The organism is Pseudomonas sp. MIACH, from assembly GCF_001269925.1.
Taxonomy (GTDB): domain Bacteria; phylum Pseudomonadota; class Gammaproteobacteria; order Pseudomonadales; family Pseudomonadaceae; genus Aquipseudomonas.
Genome location: NZ_LHVO01000028.1, coordinates 84,011 through 100,329 on the forward strand (window position 1 = coordinate 84,011; position 16,319 = coordinate 100,329).

Genomic DNA, 16,319 nt, shown 5'->3' on the forward strand with positions numbered 1-16,319 from the left:
TTTAGAAATTGCCTTTAACCCAAGCCTGCAACCGCTCGAACAACGGCGCCTTGGCCTCGTCGTCGCTGCGGTAGCTGTCACGGTTGCTCGGGCCCGACAGGGAAATGCCGTCGGTCTGCTTTTGCAGCCCGTACAACAGCAAGCCCACACCGGTGGAATAAATCGGGTTGCGTACCACGTCGCCCAGGCCTTTGACGCCATGGGGAACCCCCAGGCGTACCGGCATGTGGAAGATTTCCTCGGCCAGTTCGACCGCGCCTTCCATCTTCGAGGTGCCACCGGTCAGCACGATGCCGGCCGGGATCAAATCTTCGTAGCCGCTGCGACGCAGTTCAGCCTGGATCAGGGTGAACAGTTCGTCGTAGCGCGGCTCGACCACTTCGGCCAGGGCCTGGCGCGACAGCTCACGCGGTGGACGGTCGCCCACGCTTGGCACCTTGATGGTTTCACCGGCACCGGCCAGCTTGGCCAGGGCGCAGGCGTAGCGGATCTTGATTTCTTCGGCGTACTGGGTCGGTGTACGCAGCGCCATGGCGATGTCGTTGGTGACCTGGTCGCCGGCAATCGGGATCACGGCGGTGTGACGGATCGCACCCTCGGTGAAGATCGCGATATCGGTGGTGCCGCCGCCGATGTCCACCAGGCACACGCCCAGTTCTTTTTCGTCGTCGGTCAGTACCGAATACGCGGAGGCAAGCTGCTCGAGAATGATGTCGTCGATTTCCAGACCGCAGCGGCGCACGCATTTTTCAATGTTCTGTGCAGCGTTGACGGCGCAGGTCACCACGTGGACCTTGGCTTCCAGGCGCACGCCCGACATGCCCAGGGGCTCGCGAACGCCTTCCTGGTTATCGATCACATAGTCCTGCGGCAGGGTGTGCAGTACGCGCTGGTCAGCCGGGATCGCCACGGCCTGGGCAGCGTCGAGGACGCGCTCAAGGTCGGCCGCGCTGACTTCACGGTCGCGGATCGCCACGATGCCGTGGGAGTTCAGGCTGCGGATATGGTTGCCCGCCACGCCAACGAACGCCGAGTGAATCCGGCAACCGGCCATCAGTTGCGCCTCTTCAATGGCGCGCTGGATCGATTGCACGGTGGACTCGATGTTGACCACCACGCCCTTCTTCAGGCCCCGGGACGGATGCGTGCCAATACCGACGATTTCGATCGTGCCGTCTTCCCCGACCTCACCCACCAGCGCCACCACCTTGGAGGTGCCGATATCGAGACCGACGATCATTTTGCCGCTTTGCACGTTTGCCATGGGTCCTGCCTCTTCTTAATTCTTCGCGACAGCGGGTTGCGCTGCCGTGGGCGCAGCCGGTTCACGCCAGCCGACGGCAAGGCCGTTGGCGTAACGCAGGTCGACGCTCGCAATGTTCGTAATCTGTTCTTTCAAGGTCTTGTCATAGATGGCGATGAAGCGGCGCATCTTTTCCACCAAGCGGTCGCGTCCCAGCAACAACTGGATGCCCGGGCCGGAACTGCCTGCCCCGGTCGTCAAAAACCAGCTACCCCGTTCACGCAATTCCAGGCGTGCAATGGAGAAGCCCATAGGCCGCAGCATCTGGCTCAGGGCCTGGTACTGCTGCATCACTTGCTGCTGCGCCCGCTGCGGCCCGAACAACTGCGGCAGGTGCTCGTAGTTGGCCAGTTCACGCGGGGTGAACGCCTGGCCCTGGTTGTTCAACAGCGCCTCATCGCCCCAACGGGCCACGGGCAGTTGTTCTTCCAGGCGGATCGTCACCTGGTCCGGCCAGACGCGGCGGACTTCGGCGTGGGCGATCCACGGCATCTGTTCCAGCTCTGCGCGCATACCGGCCAGGTCAATGGTGAAGAAGCTCGCGGCCAGGTACGGGCCGATACGCTGCTGCACCGCTTGCTGGCTGATGTAGCTCAAGTCGCCCTGCACGCTGATCTTGGTGATCGGCCGGTCGGCATACGGCAATAGACGCTGCGCGCCTTCGTAAGTGCCGAAGCCCAACACCACCAGCAACACCGGCCAGAACAGCGCCTTGAGGAAACCAAAGTTGGCTTTCGGCAGGCGCGCCGACATCGGCTCTTTAGCCACCATTCGACTGGCACCCCGTGGCACCGGCTTGCGGCTCGGTGCTTGTGGGGGCTGATGACGAAGCGATGCGCCTTTCATGTCCTTAGCCTCTTGGCTCAATGCTGGCGGCCAGAATTGCCAGCACCAACTGCTGGAAATCCAGGCCGGCTGCGCGAGCGGCCATAGGTACCAGGCTGTGGTCGGTCATGCCCGGTGCAGTGTTGACTTCAAGGAACCAGAAATTCCCTTGGTCATCCTGCATCACGTCTGCCCGCGCCCAACCGGCAATACCCAGCGCCTCACAGGCTTTTGCCGTGAGGTCCATCAATTCCTGTTCCTTGGCTGCGTCAAGGCCGCATGGGACCCGATACTGGGTATCGGAGGCCAGGTACTTGGCGTCGTAGTCGTAAAAGGTGTGGGGCGTGCCCAATGCGATAGGCGGCAATACCTGGCCACGCAGGGTGGCGATGGTGTACTCGGGACCTTGGATCCACTGTTCCACCAACACTTGCGAATCGTAGGTACTTGCCGCTTTCCATGCGTCGATCAATTCGGCGGCCGAGTTCACTTTAGCCATGCCGATACTGGAGCCTTCATGGGCTGGTTTGACGATCAAAGGCAGGCCCAGTTCCTTGGCTGCAGAAATACAATCGTCTTCGCTGCACAGGACACTGTGACGCGGTGTTGGAATGCCCAGGCTGTGCCACACCTGCTTGGTGCGCAACTTGTCCATGGCCAGTGCCGAAGCGAGGATGCCGCTGCCGGTATAAGGAATGCCAGCGCATTCCAGCAGGCCTTGCATGCTGCCATCTTCGCCGCCACGGCCGTGCAGGATGATAAAGGCACGGTCGATTTTCTCGGCCTGCAGGCGGGCGAGAAAGTCATCGCCCACGTCGATCCCGAACGCATTCACACCGGCGCTTTGCAGCGCTTCGAGCACGGCATTGCCGGACTTGAGCGACACTTCGCGCTCGGCGCTCTTGCCGCCGAACAGCACTGCTACGCGGCCGAAGTCGGCTGGCGCGATTGTCGAAAACAGGGAGCCGTAGTCAGTGGTCATTTCGACGTCCCCTTCTCGGCGGCAAACAGTGGGCTCGCCAATAATTTAGGGGCAAGGCCACCGATATCACCGGCGCCCTGGCACAGCAAAATGTCACCAGCCCGCAACAGCGGCTTGACGATAGGTGCCAGGTCCACACCACGCTCGATGTAGATCGGGTCCAACTGGCCACGCTGGCGGATGCTGTTGCACAGTTTGCGGCTGTCGGCGCCCGGGATAGGCTCTTCGCCCGCCGGGTAGACCTCCATCAGCAGCAATACGTTGGCATCGGCCAATACATTGACGAAGTCGTCGTACAGGTCGCGGGTACGGCTGTAGCGGTGCGGCTGGTAGACCATCACCAGGCGGCGCTCAGGCCAACCACCGCGCACGGCCTTGATCACGGCAGCGACTTCGGTCGGGTGGTGACCATAGTCATCCACCAGCATCACGTCACCACCTTCCACCGGCAGCTGGCCGTAGACCTGGAAGCGCCGGCCGACACCGGCAAAGCGCGACAGACCCTCGACAATGGCTTCATCGCTGACGCCTTCATCGGAGGCGATGCAGATGGTCGCCAGGGAGTTCAATACGTTGTGGTTGCCCGGCATGTTCACCGAGACATCCAGAGGTTCACGGTCGGGACGCAGCACGGTGAAGAAGGTCTGCATGCCTTCCTGGCGCACATTGATCGCGCGCACGTCGGCGTCTTCGCTGAAACCGTAGGTCACGGTCGGACGCTTGACCAGCGGCAGGATCTCACGCACCACCGGGTCGTCCAGGCACACCACGGCCAAACCGTAGAACGGCAGGTTGTGCAGGAACTCGACGAAGGTTTTCTTCAACTTGTTGAAGTCACCGTCGTAGGTAGCCATGTGGTCTTCGTCGATGTTGGTGACTACGGCGACCAGCGGTTGCAGGTGCAGGAAGCTGGCATCGCTTTCATCGGCTTCGGCGATCAGGTAACGGCTGGTGCCGAGCTGGGCATTGGTGCCGGCTGCATTCAAACGGCCACCGATCACGAAAGTCGGGTCCAGGCCACCAGCGGCGAACACCGAGGCGATCAGGCTGGTGGTGGTGGTCTTGCCATGGGTACCGGCGACGGCGATGCCGTGGCGATAGCGCATCAACTCGGCGAGCATCTCGGCGCGAGGTACCACGGGAATGCGGCGCTCAAGGGCAGTGGCCACTTCCGGGTTGGAGGTGTTCACGGCGCTGGACACCACCAGCACGTCGGCCTCGGCGGCGTTCTCGGCGCGGTGGCCGATAAAGATCTGCGCGCCAAAGGACTTCAGGCGCTCGGTGACCGGCGACTCTTTCAAGTCCGAGCCAGACACCTGGTAACCCAGGTTCAGCAGCACTTCGGCGATACCGCACATGCCAACGCCGCCGATACCGACGAAGTGGATGCGACGGATGCGGCGCATTTCCGGCTGTGGCATGGCTTTCTGATTCTCAACCATGAGCCACCTCCAGGCAGATATCGACCACGGTGCGGGTTGCGTCAGGTTTGGCCAGGCGGCTTGCGGTGCTCGCCATGTTGTTGAGTCGTTCCGGTTGCATCAAAACCTCGGTCAGGCGTGCGGCCAAATCGGCGGCGCCAGTCGTTCTTTGCGGCAGCAGGAAGGCAGCGCCCTCCCCGGCCAAATATTCGGCGTTGCGGGTCTGGTGATCGTCGATGGCGTGGGGCAAAGGCACCAGCAAGGACGGCAGACCGGCGGCGGCCAGTTCACTGACGGTCAGCGCACCAGCGCGACAGACCACCAGGTCGGCCCAGCCATAGGCATGGGCCATGTCTTTGATGAAGGGCTGCACATTGGCCTCCACACCGGCTTCGCGATAACGCGTGGCGGTGACTTCATCGTGGTTCTTGCCGGCCTGGTGGAAGATCTCCGGGCGCAATTCCACAGGGAGTTGCGCCACGGCTTCCGGCAGCAACTTGTTCAATGGCTCGGCGCCCAGGCTTCCGCCCAGGATCAGCAGGTGCGCCTTGCGCCCTGCGAGTGCTTCACGGGCGATGTCCATAAACAGCTCAGTGCGCACCGGGTTGCCGGTGGTACGGCGCTTATCCGAGACGCTGAAGGTGTTGGGAAACGCTTCGCACACCCGCGCAGCCAACGGCACCAGCAAACGGTTGGCGGTACCGGCCACGGCGTTCTGCTCGTGCACGATCACCGGCACGCCAGCAAGCCTGGCGGCGACGCCACCTGGGCCGGTCACATAACCACCGAAGCCGAGCACACATACCGGCTGCAATTCACGAATGACCTTGCGCGCCTGCCACACTGCCTTGAGCAACACGAACGGTGCCTTGAGCAGGGACAATTTGCCCTTGCCACGCAGGCCCGTGACGTTGATCAGATGCAACGGCAGACCGGCATTCGGTACCAACTCGTTTTCGATGCCGCGCGGTGTACCCAGCCAGTGCACGGTGTAGCCACGGTTCTGGAATTCCCGCGCGCACGCCAGGGCCGGGAACACGTGGCCCCCGGTGCCGCCCGCCATGATCAGCACGTTAGCGCCCATGGGTCGGCTCCTCGGCGAAGTCGCTTTCGCTGAACTCCATCTCTTCGCTGCCCAGGTGGGTTCGACTCTCCCACTCGATGCGCAGCAACAAGCCAAGACAGGCGCAGCAGATCACCAACGAACTACCGCCATAACTGAGGAACGGCAAGGTCAGGCCCTTGGTCGGCAGCAGGCCGACGTTCACCCCGATGTTGATCAGGAACTGGCCGATCCACAGGAACGACAAGCCGTACGCCACGTAAGCGGCGAAATACTGTTTGGCCCTCTCGGCCCACAAGCCGATGTACATGCCGCGTACACACACGAACACGAACAGCGCGACGGTGCACAGCGAGCCGACCACGCCGAGTTCTTCGGCGAGTACAGAGAACACGAAGTCGGTGTGCGCTTCCGGCAGGTAGAACTGCTTCTGCACGCTGTTGCCCAGGCCTACGCCCAACCATTCGCCACGACCGAAGGCGATCAGTGCCTGGGTCAATTGATAGCCGGAGCCGAACTGGTCGGACCAAGGGTCGGTAAAGGTGATCAGACGCGCCATCCGGTAGGGTTGCGCCTGTACCAGAATGGTCACGGCAGCCACCGCGAGCACCACCATCAAGCTGAAGCGGAACAAGCCCACGCCGCCGAGGAACAGCATCGCCGCCGCCGCGCCCATCATTACGACGGTGGCACCGAAGTCAGGCTCCATCAGCAAAAGGCCGGCCATGGGCAGCAGCACGATGAATGGCTTGAAGAAGCCCATCCAGCTTTCGCGCACTTCTTTCTGGCGACGCACCAGGTAACCGGCCAGGTAGATCACCACGAACACCTTGGCGATTTCCGACGGTTGCACGTTGAACGCACCGAAGCCGATCCAGCGCATCGAGCCGTTCACCTCGCGGCCAATGCCGGGCAGGATCACCATGATCAGCAAGCCGAACGCGCCGATCAGCATCAGCCAACCCAGGCGTTGCCAGGTGGCAATCGGGATCATCATGGTCACGATGCACGTGCCCAAGCCGATGATCAGGTACACCAGGTGACGGATCATCATGTACAGGGTGTTGCCCGACTGCACGGCGGCCACTTCGGAAGAGGCTGAGGTGATCATCACCAGGCCCAGGCCCAGCAGCGCGAGGCAACCGGCGAGCATCGGGAAATCCAGGTCGATGCCGCGCCCGGTGATGATCGGCGACGGGTACGGCTTGATGATGTTTCTGAAATCAATGCTCATGCCAAGCCCTCCACGGCGCGGGCGAACAACTGGCCGCGCTCTTCGTAGTTCTTGAACATGTCGAAACTGGCGCACGCCGGCGACAGCAGTACCGCGTCGCCTGGTTGAGCCAGGGCTTTGCACTGGGCAATGGCGTCGTCCAGGGAGGTGGCACGCACCTGTGGCACGGCGTCGCCAAGCGCGGCGGCGATCAAATCGGAGTCGCGGCCCATCAACACCACGGCGCGGCAATGCGCAGCCACCGGTGCCTTGAGGTCTTTGAAATCGGCACCTTTGCCGTCGCCACCGGCGATCAGCACCAGTTTGCCTTCGACATCGGCACCCAGGCCTTCGATGGCGGCCAATGCAGCCCCCACGTTGGTGGCCTTGGAGTCGTTGTAATAGCTGACACCGTCCAGGTCGCGAACCCACTGGCAGCGATGCTCAAGGCCGCCGAAGGTGCGCAGGCTCGACAGCATGGCATCGAACGGCAAGCCCACGGCGTGCCCCAAGGCCAAGGCGGCCAAGGCGTTGGACTGGTTATGGGCGCCACGGATTTTCAGCTCGCGCACCGGCATCAGGTTCTGGAATTCGAAGGCCAGGTATTTCTCGCCATTCTCTTCACGAATGCCGAAGGCCTTGAAGTCGGGTTTGCTCAGGCCGAAGGTCCAGCACGGCATGCCCTCGCCCATCAGCGGACGGCTCAGCGCATCCTGGCGATTGACCACAAATTGCTTGGCGCCGCGGAAGATCCGGTGCTTGGCCAGGTGGTACGCCGGCAGGCCGCTGTAGCGGTCCATGTGGTCTTCGCTGACGTTCAATACGGTAGCCACTTCAGCGCCCAGGTCGTGGGTGGTTTCCAGTTGGAAGCTCGACAGCTCCATCACGTACAGCTCGATGTCGTCGCTGAGCAGGTCCAGCGCTGGCGTGCCGAGATTACCGCCCACGGCCACGCGCTTGCCGGCCGCCATCGCCATCTCGCCGACCAGGGTGGTCACGGTGCTTTTGGCGTTGGAACCGCTGATCGCCAAGATCGGCGCCTTCGCATTACGCGCGAACAGGTCGATGTCACCGGACAGTTTCACACCACGGGCCGCTGCGGCTTGCAGGGCCGGCGTGGCCAAGGCCAGGCCGGGGCTCACGTAGAGCTCATCGGCGCGGCACAGAAACTCGACATCCAGCTCGCCACAACGCACTTCCACGTGCGGGTAGTCACGGCGCAGCGTGACCAGCTCCGGTGGATTTTCCCGCGTATCGGCGACGGCAAACGACGTGCCCCGGTTCGCCAGGAAGCGAACCAGGGACATGCCGCTCTTGCCGAGGCCGACAACGATGCGGAAGTGGTCTGAAGCGATCAGGGACACTCGTTTCTACCTCAGTTTCAGGGTGGCAAGGCCGACCAGGACCAGAATCACGGTGATGATCCAGAAACGGACAATCACACGCGGCTCAGGCCAGCCCTTGAGTTCAAAGTGGTGGTGAATCGGCGCCATGCGGAATACGCGGCGTCCGGTCAACTTGAAGGACGCCACCTGGATGACCACCGACAGGGTTTCCATCACGAACACACCGCCCATGATGAACAACACGATTTCCTGGCGAACGATCACCGCGATGGTGCCCAGGGCTGCGCCCAGCGCCAGTGCGCCGACGTCACCCATGAAGACTTGTGCGGGGTAGGTGTTGAACCACAGGAACCCCAGGCCGGCACCGATCAAGGCGCCGCAGAACACGATCAGTTCACCCGCGCCCGGCACGTAGGGGATCAGCAGGTATTCAGCGAACTTCACGTTACCCGACAGGTAGCAGAAGATACCCAGCGCGCCGCCGACCATCACCGTCGGCATGATCGCGAGGCCGTCGAGGCCGTCGGTCAGGTTCACCGCGTTGCTGGAGCCCACGATCACGAAGTAGGTCAGCACCACGAAGCCGATGCCCAGAGGAATACTGGCGTCCTTGAGCATCGGAATGATCAAGGTCGTTTCCACCGCGCTTGGCGCGGTGGTGTAAAGGAAGATCGCGGCGGCCAGGCCGAACACCGACTGCCAGAAATACTTCCAGCGGCTTGGCAGCCCCTTGGAGTTCTTCTCGATCACTTTGCGGTAGTCATCGACCCAGCCGATGGCGCCGAACAGCAGGGTCACCAGCAGCACCACCCACACGTAGCGGTTATGCAGGTCGGCCCACAGCAAGGTGCTGATGCCGATGGACGACAGGATCAGCGCGCCGCCCATGGTCGGAGTGCCGGACTTGGACAGGTGCGACTGCGGGCCGTCATTGCGAACCGATTGACCAATTTGCAGGTTCTGCAGGGTGCGGATCATCCACGGCCCCAAAAACAGCGACAAAGACAGCGCGGTCAGCACACCCAGGATCCCGCGCAGGGTCAGGTACTGAAAGACCGCGAAGCCTTTGTGGAACTGTTGCAGATACTCAGCCAGCAGCAGCAGCATTAATGTTTCTCCGTACTTGAGCCACACAAGGCCGCGACGACGTTTTCCATCACCGCGCTGCGCGATCCCTTGATCAAAATGGTTGTGTGTTTGTCTTGTTCGGCCGCAGTCAGCGCCTGGATCAGCTCGGCCTGGGTGGCGAAATGCCGCGCACCTTGGCCGAAGGCGCTTACCGCATGGGCCATGTTCGTGCCAACGGCGTAGAGGGCGTCGACTTTGCCTGCGGCATACGCGCCGACTTCACGGTGGCCTTGTTCAGCCCAGTCGCCCAATTCGCCGATATCACCCAGTACCAGCACCTTGCGACCGTCAAAACCCTTGAGCAGGTCTACAGCGGCATTAATGGACGATGGGTTGGCGTTGTAGGTGTCATCAATCACACGCATGCCGTTGGTTGCCAACTGCGCCACGGTGCGGCCCTTGACCGGTTGCACCGCGCCCAGGCCGGTGGCGATACCGAACAGCGACACGCCCAGGGCATGGGCGGCAGCGGCGGCGGCCAGGGCATTGGCGACGTTATGGTTGCCCAACAAATTCAGTTGCACGTGTTCGTGACCTTGCGGGGTGTGCAAAGTGAAGGACGGGCAGCCACGGGCATCGACGGTGATGTTGGATGCATGGAAATCAGCCGCTGCGTTAAGCACGGCAAACGTCAGGACCTTGCGACCGGCGGCGCGTACACGCCAGGTCTCGAAGGCCTTGTCGTCCAGGTTCAATACTGCGGTGCCCGATGCATCGAGGCCTTCAAGGATTTCGCCCTTGGCTTCGACGATTTTTTCCGGGCCGCCGAACTCGCCAACGTGGGCAGTACCGGCATTGTTGATAATCGCAACGTGGGGCTTGGTCAGCGCCACGGTGTAGGCGATTTCGCCGATGCGCGAAGCCCCCAGCTCGATCACCGCCGCCGTGTGTTCCGGGGCCAGTTCGAGCAGGGTCAGCGGAGCGCCGAAATCATTGTTCAGGTTGCCACGGGTCGCCAACACGGGACCGCGCGTACGCAGGACACCGGCGAGCAGTTCCTTGACCGTGGTCTTGCCGCTGGAGCCAGTGATGGCGGCAACGGGTTTATCGAAAGCGGTGCGGTTCAGCGCACCCAGTTGGCCGAGGGCCAGGCGGGTATCGGCGACCAGCAGTTGCGGCAAGGTTGACTCGGCCACTTCGCGCTGTACCAAGGCACCTACGGCGCCTTTGGCGGCGACTTCATTCAGGTAGTCGTGACCGTCGAAACGCGGGCCGGCCAGGGCGACAAACAGTTGCCCCGGCTTGATCGCCCGGCTGTCGATGCTGACGCCGTTGAAGCTGCAATCGCTCGACAGCAGGCGGGCCGACAAGGCCTGGGTCAGTTCGCTGAACGTCATCGCCTTAAGCATGGGCGACCTCCCAGGCGGTCAAGGCGTGATCGGCCTCGACCAGATCGGAGAAGGCATGACGCTCGCCATTGATCTCCTGGTAATCCTCGTGCCCCTTACCGGCCAGCACGACCACGTCGTCAGCACTGGCACTGGCGATCAACTGGGCGATTGCCGCGCCGCGACCAGCAACGAAGGTGGCCTTGGAGGCGTCTTTGAAGCCGGTGCGGATATCATCGAAAATCCGGCTCGGATCTTCGCTGCGCGGGTTGTCATCGGTGACCACTACACCATCGGCCAGACGCTCGACGATCTCGGCCATCAACGGACGCTTGCCGCGATCGCGATCACCGCCACAACCAAACAGGCAGAGCAACTTGCCCTTGGCATGAGGACGCAGGGCTTCGAGGACTTTTTCCAGCGCGTCCGGGGTATGGGCGTAATCGACCACCACCAGCGGTTGAGTCCCCCCACCCAGGCGCTGCATGCGGCCGGCCGGGCCTTCCAGCTTCGGCAGTACCTTGAGGATTTCGTCGAGGGCGTAATCCAGGCCGAGCAACGCGCCGATGGCGGCGAGCACATTGCTCAGGTTGAAACGCCCGAGCAGGGTGCTGCGCAAGTGGTGCTCGCCCTGAGGCGTCACCAGCGTGGCACGCACGCCTTCGTCATTGAATTGGGCTTCGCGGCAATACAGGTACGCCCTGGAGTCTTCCAGGCTGTAGGTGATCAGGCGCGCTTCGCCGTCTTGGCCGGCCAGTTGGCGGCCAAAGGCGTCATCCAGGTTGACCACCCGGCACTTGAGGTCATTCCAGGCAAACAGCTTGGCCTTGGCGGCGGCGTACGCCTCCATGGTGCCGTGATAATCCAGGTGATCGCGGGACAGGTTGGTCATCACCGCTACATCAAAGGCCAGGGCGGTGACACGCCCCTGGTCCAGGCCGTGGGACGAGACTTCCATGGCAACCGCCTTGGCACCGGCCTTTTTCAGGTCGGCCAGGGTCGCTTGCACGGCGATAGGGTTAGGCGTGGTATGCAGGCCGCTTTGCAGCGCGCCATAAAAGCCAGTGCCCAAGGTGCCGACGATGCCGCAGTGCTGGCCCAGCAGGTCAAGGGCCTGAGCGACCAACTGGGTCACGCTGGTCTTGCCGTTGGTGCCCGTCACGCCCACCAGATTGAGGTGGCGGCTCGGGTCGCCATAAAAGCGCCCGGCTATATCGGAGAGCTGCTTGGCCAACCCCTTGACCGGAATCAGCGGGACGTCGGTGATCGGCAGCACGGTGGCGCCTTCCACTTCATAAGCCACGGCCGCCGCGCCGCGCTGCAAAGCGTCGGCGATGTGCGCACGGCCGTCGTACTTGCCGCCCGGCACCGCCAGGAACAGGTCGCCAGCACGCACGTTACGGCTGTCCAGGGTCAACTCGCGAATCAGCAGATCGCGGCCGGCGTGGGCAAAAATCTTGTTCAGGCTAAGAGACATCAGCCGCGCCCTCCATTGGCTTTTACTGCTGCGGCCGGTGGTCCGGCGTTCGCTTGTTGGGTCGGCGGCAGGTTATCCGGCGTGATGTTCATCAGGCGCAAGGTGCCGGACATGACTTTGCTGAATACCGGCGCCGAGACCAGACCACCGAAGTAGCCGGCCTTGCTCGGTTCATCGATCACTACAACGATGGCGTAGCGCGGGTCGCTCATCGGACCGAAGCCGGCGAACAGCGAGCGGTAGGAGTTTTCGGCATAGCCTTTGGTCCCGACCGACGTTTTACGCGCGGTACCGGACTTGCCCGCCACGTGATACGCCGGCACCTGGGCACGGAATACCCCGCGCGGTGCTTCGATCACTTGTTGCAGCATGCCTTGCATGGTCTTGGCGACGTTTTCCGGGATCACCTGTGTGGCTTTCGGCGCTTCATCCACATGGATCAGGCTCAGCGGCACCATGCGACCATTGTTGGCCAGCACGGAGAAGGCATGGGCCAGCTGGATCGCGGTCACCGACAGGCCGTAGCCGTAGGAAAGCGTGGCGGTCTCGGCTTTTTTCCAATCGCGGTAGTTGGGCAGATTACCGACGCGCTCACCAGGGAAATCCAGACCGGTGGGTTGCCCCAGGCCGATCTTCTGCGCCAGGTGGTAGATGGTTTCGCCACCGATATCGAAGGCGACCTTACTCATGCCCACGTTACTGGAGTTGATCAGGATACCTGTCAAATCCAATACCGGACCTTCAGTACGAGACACGTCACGAATGGTGTATTTGCCCAGTTGCAAAGTACCCGGATACACCTCGACCTTGTCGCTGGGCTTCCAGCGTCCGGTTTCCAAGGCGGCACTCATGGAGATGGCTTTCATGGTCGAACCCGGCTCGAACACGTCGATCATCGCGCGGTTACGCATCATCGCCGGTTGCAGGTTGCGACGGTTGTTAGGGTTGTAGGTCGGCTGGTTGACCATGGCGAGGATCTCGCCGGTCTTCACGTCCATGATCACCAGGCTGCCGGCCTTGGCGCCGTTCTCGATGATCGCATTACGCAGCTCGCGGTTGGCCAGGTATTGCAGGCGTAGATCAATCGACAACGCCAAGGGCTTGCCGGCCTTGGCGTTTTTGGTGACCTGGACATCCTTGATCAGTCTGCCGCGCCGATCCTTGATGACTTGTCGCTTGCCGGGAACCCCAGCGAGCCATTCATCGTAGGCGAGTTCCACGCCTTCACGACCGTGATCATCAATGTCGGTAAAGCCGACCATATGGGCAGTGGTTTCACCTGCCGGGTAGAAACGTCGAAACTCCTCGATGCCATAGACACCGGGGACTTTAAGGTCGAGCACTTGCTGGCCTTGCTCGGGGGTAAGGCCGCGAACGAGGTAGATAAATTCTTTATTTGCCTGGGCCTCAAGGCGCTCAGCCAAGGCCTTTGGGTCCTGGCCCAGGGCGGCAGCCAGTTGTGGCCACTTGTCCTTGGCAACCTGCAACTCCTTGGCGTTGGCCCACAGGGTGGTCACCGGCGTACTCACGGCCAGCGGCTCGCCGTTACGGTCGGTGATCAGGCCGCGGTGCGCAGGAATAGGGATATGACGCAGGCTGCGGGCATCGCCCTGGCCGATCAGGAAGTCACGGTCGACCACTTGCAGGTCGATGATCCGCCAGGCAATCGCCCCGACCATCAATGCCAGCAAGCCGAGCATCAGGCGGAAGCGCCATGGGTAGAGGGCGCCTTCGAGTTTCATCATGGCGCCACCATGCGAACTTCGGCCGCGCCCGGGATGTGCATTTTCAGCTGTTCAGTGGCCAGCACTTCGATGCGGCTATGGGCCGTCCAGGTGCTTTGCTCGAGGATCAACCGGCCCCACTCCGCCTGCGCTTTGTCACGCACACTCAACTCCCCATAGAGGGTATTGAGGAGTTGGCGGTTGTAGTGGGCGCTGTAGGACACCGCAATCGCGGACACCAGCACGCCGACAAACAGCAGCAACATAAAGAAGCTGCCGCCCGGGAGGGGCTTGGCGAAAAGCTTGCTCACCGCAGCTTCTCCGCGACGCGCATGACGGCGCTACGGGAACGTGGGTTGGCCTTGAGTTCGGCTTCGGAAGCGAACTGCGCTTTGCCATGGATTTTGATTTTCGGCACAAAGGCTTCGAAACGTACCGGCAGATTGCGCGGCAGGTTGTCTGACTCACCTTTGACGAGGCGACGCATGAACAGCTTGACGATACGGTCTTCCAGGGAGTGGAAGCTGATCACCACCAGGCGGCCACCCACTTCCAGCGCCTCGAGGGCAGCCTCAAGACCAGCCTCCAGGTCGCCCAATTCGTTGTTGACGTGAATACGCAGGCCCTGGAACGCACGGGTGGCCGGGTTCTTGCCTTTTTCCCATGCAGGGTTGGCGACTTTCAGCACTTCGGCCAGGTCGGCGGTGCGTTCGAAGGGCTGGATTTCACGGCGCTCGACCACGGCACGGGCCATGCGGCCGGCGAAGCGTTCTTCACCGTATTCCTTGAATACGCGAGCGATTTCTTCCACCGGCGCGGTGGCAATGAACTGCGCAGCACTGACGCCACGGGTGGGGTCCATGCGCATGTCGAGGGGGCCGTCGTTCATGAAGCTGAAGCCGCGCTCCGGATCATCCAACTGTGGCGAAGACACGCCCAGGTCGAGCAAGACCCCGGCCACCTTGCCCGCCATGCCGCGCTCGGCGACTTCGGCACCCAACTCGGCAAAGCTGCGCTGTACAACGACAAAGCGGCCGTCTTCGGCCGCTAGCGCTTGCCCGGTGGCAATCGCTTGGGGGTCTTTGTCGAACCCGAGGAGTTTGCCGTCGGGCCCGAGCTGGCTGAGTATCAACCGGCTATGCCCGCCCCTGCCGAAGGTGCCATCCAAATAGCAGCCATCCGCGCGTACGGCGAGAGCCTCAACGGCTTCGTCAAGCAGTACGGTGATGTGGTTAAAGCCGCTATCAATAGTCACAGGATCAAATCACGCAGTTCATCAGGCATAGCGCCCGGTTGTTGAATAGCAGCCAGGTCAGCTGCAGAAACAGCATCCCAGGCATCTTCGTCCCACAATTGGAACTTGTTCAGTTGGCCGACCAGCATTGCGCGCTTATCCAGCTTGGCGTACTCGCGCAAACGCGGAGGCACAAGGAAACGACCGCTGCCATCGAGTTCGAGGTCGACGGCATTACCAATCAGCAAACGCTGCAGGCGGCGGTTTTCTTCACGCAATGAAGGCAGGGCGCGCAACTTGGTTTCAATCAACTCCCACTCATCGAGCGGGTAAACACATAAACAGGGGTCAACGGCATCAATGGTGATGATCAACTGCCCGGAACTTCGCGAAATCAGCTCGTCACGATACCGGCTCGGCATGGCGAGACGGCCTTTTGCATCGAGACTGATAGCGTTAGCTCCGCGAAACACAGATGCGTTTCTCCAAATTTTAGCGTTTTACGTTCAAAAAACCCACTTTGTGCCACTTTCCGCCACTTGCGCACACTATAGGAATGCGCCCACCACACCGTCAAGGCGCGGATTCAAGGAAAAGCCTTACAGATCGGAGATTTAGGAGCGTAAAAGGAGGAGAAACCAGAGTTAGGCGGTATTTTTGGCTCGATAAGCACAAATAGCTCAAAGAGCTACAGCTCAAAGTTAAAGTAATTTATTAAGAGTAAGATTTTTTTGGTATTACGAAGATGCATCTGCCAATGATTCGGCAGGGAGGGATTCTTGCGTTACTACCGGTTTCCTGCCCGAGATTCGGACAGAAGGAAAAAGGTGGAGAGTCGATCTGTAAGCCGGGTTCTGTCTTGAACAGTCATTCGTCTACGATGGCCATCACTGGACATCTTTAGCAACCTACCCGGTCCCAGCGCGGGCCACGCCTTGGGACCCTATTTGGTCTTGCTCCAAGTGGGGTTTACCTAGCCACGAACTGTTGCCAGTCGTGCGGTGCGCTCTTACCGCACCTTTTCACCCTTACCGGCACCGAAGCGCTTAGGCGGTTATTTTCTGTGGCACTTTCCGTAGGCTCACGCCTCCCAGGCATTACCTGGCACTTCGCCCTATGGAGCCCGGACTTTCCTCCCCCCCCTAATTTTCATAGAGGGCAGCGACTGTCCAATCGACTCTCCGCCGCGCAGGTTAACGGCACGGCGGCCTCAGGACAAGTATTAAAAGTGCGGCAGTGCCATCACGTTCGGACGAAATACCGGTTTAACCCCGG

The 16,319-nt window shown here is 61.5% G+C and carries 14 protein-coding genes and 1 other RNA gene; all 15 read right to left on the bottom strand.

Annotated features, from left to right (window positions below):
• Position 1: 1 nt before the first annotated feature.
• The 15 genes from ftsA to rnpB all read right to left on the bottom strand — a co-directional run bounded on the left by ftsA (position 2) and on the right by rnpB (position 16,225).
• Positions 2-1,264: a cell division protein FtsA gene (gene ftsA / locus AD670_RS10500; protein WP_027604757.1), complete on the bottom strand. Its 1,263-nt coding sequence runs from the start codon at positions 1,262-1,264 to the stop codon at positions 2-4.
• A gap of 15 nt (positions 1,265-1,279) precedes the next feature.
• Positions 1,280-2,149 (bottom strand): cell division protein FtsQ/DivIB, encoded by an 870-nt coding sequence (locus tag AD670_RS10505; RefSeq protein WP_016974963.1) that lies wholly within the window; start codon positions 2,147-2,149, stop codon positions 1,280-1,282.
• A 4-nt stretch (positions 2,150-2,153) separates the two neighbouring features.
• The gene (locus tag AD670_RS10510; RefSeq protein ID WP_053131428.1) at positions 2,154-3,110 is read right to left on the bottom strand and encodes a D-alanine--D-alanine ligase; all 957 of its coding nucleotides are present in this window, start codon (positions 3,108-3,110) and stop codon (positions 2,154-2,156) included.
• Complete coding sequence (murC, locus tag AD670_RS10515; protein WP_053131431.1) at positions 3,107-4,552, bottom strand: UDP-N-acetylmuramate--L-alanine ligase; 1,446 nt, start codon at positions 4,550-4,552, stop codon at positions 3,107-3,109. Before murC ends, AD670_RS10510 begins: the two co-directional genes overlap by 4 nt.
• A complete protein-coding gene (gene murG / locus AD670_RS10520) occupies positions 4,545-5,615 on the bottom strand; it encodes an undecaprenyldiphospho-muramoylpentapeptide beta-N-acetylglucosaminyltransferase (RefSeq protein WP_053131434.1) in 1,071 nt (356 codons plus the stop codon). The genes murC and murG overlap by 8 nt, the downstream gene beginning before the upstream one ends.
• Positions 5,605-6,828, bottom strand: coding sequence for a putative lipid II flippase FtsW (gene ftsW, locus AD670_RS10525; RefSeq protein WP_053131437.1), 1,224 nt, complete (start codon positions 6,826-6,828; stop codon positions 5,605-5,607). Before ftsW ends, murG begins: the two co-directional genes overlap by 11 nt.
• Complete coding sequence (gene murD / locus AD670_RS10530; RefSeq protein WP_053131442.1) at positions 6,825-8,171, bottom strand: UDP-N-acetylmuramoyl-L-alanine--D-glutamate ligase; 1,347 nt, start codon at positions 8,169-8,171, stop codon at positions 6,825-6,827. The genes ftsW and murD overlap by 4 nt, the downstream gene beginning before the upstream one ends.
• Positions 8,172-8,177: 6 nt before the next feature.
• The gene (gene mraY, locus AD670_RS10535) at positions 8,178-9,260 is read right to left on the bottom strand and encodes a phospho-N-acetylmuramoyl-pentapeptide-transferase (protein WP_003171875.1); all 1,083 of its coding nucleotides are present in this window, start codon (positions 9,258-9,260) and stop codon (positions 8,178-8,180) included.
• Entirely contained in the window at positions 9,260-10,630 is a 1,371-nt protein-coding gene (murF, locus tag AD670_RS10540) for a UDP-N-acetylmuramoyl-tripeptide--D-alanyl-D-alanine ligase (protein ID WP_053131445.1), read from the bottom strand. The genes mraY and murF overlap by 1 nt, the downstream gene beginning before the upstream one ends.
• On the bottom strand, positions 10,623-12,086 hold the full coding sequence (locus tag AD670_RS10545; RefSeq protein ID WP_053131447.1) for a UDP-N-acetylmuramoyl-L-alanyl-D-glutamate--2,6-diaminopimelate ligase: 1,464 nt from the start codon (positions 12,084-12,086) through the stop codon (positions 10,623-10,625). The genes murF and AD670_RS10545 overlap by 8 nt, the downstream gene beginning before the upstream one ends.
• Entirely contained in the window at positions 12,086-13,828 is a 1,743-nt protein-coding gene (locus AD670_RS10550) for a penicillin-binding protein 2 (RefSeq protein ID WP_164673122.1), read from the bottom strand. Before AD670_RS10550 ends, AD670_RS10545 begins: the two co-directional genes overlap by 1 nt.
• A complete protein-coding gene (ftsL, locus tag AD670_RS10555) occupies positions 13,828-14,121 on the bottom strand; it encodes a cell division protein FtsL (RefSeq protein WP_003216203.1) in 294 nt (97 codons plus the stop codon). The genes AD670_RS10550 and ftsL overlap by 1 nt, the downstream gene beginning before the upstream one ends.
• Positions 14,118-15,065, bottom strand: coding sequence for a 16S rRNA (cytosine(1402)-N(4))-methyltransferase RsmH (gene rsmH / locus AD670_RS10560; RefSeq protein WP_010213048.1), 948 nt, complete (start codon positions 15,063-15,065; stop codon positions 14,118-14,120). The genes ftsL and rsmH overlap by 4 nt, the downstream gene beginning before the upstream one ends.
• Positions 15,062-15,517: a division/cell wall cluster transcriptional repressor MraZ gene (mraZ, locus tag AD670_RS10565; protein WP_003171868.1), complete on the bottom strand. Its 456-nt coding sequence runs from the start codon at positions 15,515-15,517 to the stop codon at positions 15,062-15,064. The genes rsmH and mraZ overlap by 4 nt, the downstream gene beginning before the upstream one ends.
• Positions 15,518-15,871: 354 nt before the next feature.
• Positions 15,872-16,225, bottom strand: an RNA gene (gene rnpB, locus AD670_RS11680) — RNase P RNA component class A.
• Positions 16,226-16,319 lie beyond the last annotated feature (94 nt).